General features: G+C 60.9%; 1 pseudogene. It reads left to right on the top strand.

The features are described from left to right. Positions 1-481, top strand: a pseudogene (locus STRDD11_RS13300) (hypothetical protein); the annotation flags it as partial.

Here is a 481-nt window from a genome sequence, read left to right on the forward strand (position 1 = left end):
AGGTCTATGAGCTCTTTCAGGCGGCCTGGTCAGGGGCCGACTACCAGCCGGACAAGGACGAGCTGGGTATCGAGGACCATACCATCTACCTGATCAATGATCTGGGCCAGTATGAGGTGCTCAATCAAGACCTGTCAGGTCTTGATCTGGCCGAGGACATCAAGGAAGTACCGACCGAGCTGGAGGCTATTGTCAGCCAGATCCAGCTCTTAACCGAGTCCCAGCAGATCGCCCCTGTACCGCAGCCATGGCTGCCGCCGCTGAGGGAGCGGATGACCCTGCAGGAGCTGGAGCCTGTCCAGCCGCAGGAAGCCTGGGCGCAGAAGAAGCCGGTCTCTGTCCTGCTGGGAATGGCGGACATTCCGCAGGCCCAGAAGCAGGAGGCCGTCTCGGTCAGCCTGTCCAAGGATGGACATATCCTGCTCTACGGCAGTCCGGGTACCGGGAAGACGACCTTCCTGCAGAGTGCGGCCATGGACCT

Source organism: Streptococcus sp. DD11, assembly GCF_001578865.1.
Taxonomy (GTDB): Bacteria; Bacillota; Bacilli; order Lactobacillales; family Streptococcaceae; genus Streptococcus; species Streptococcus panodentis.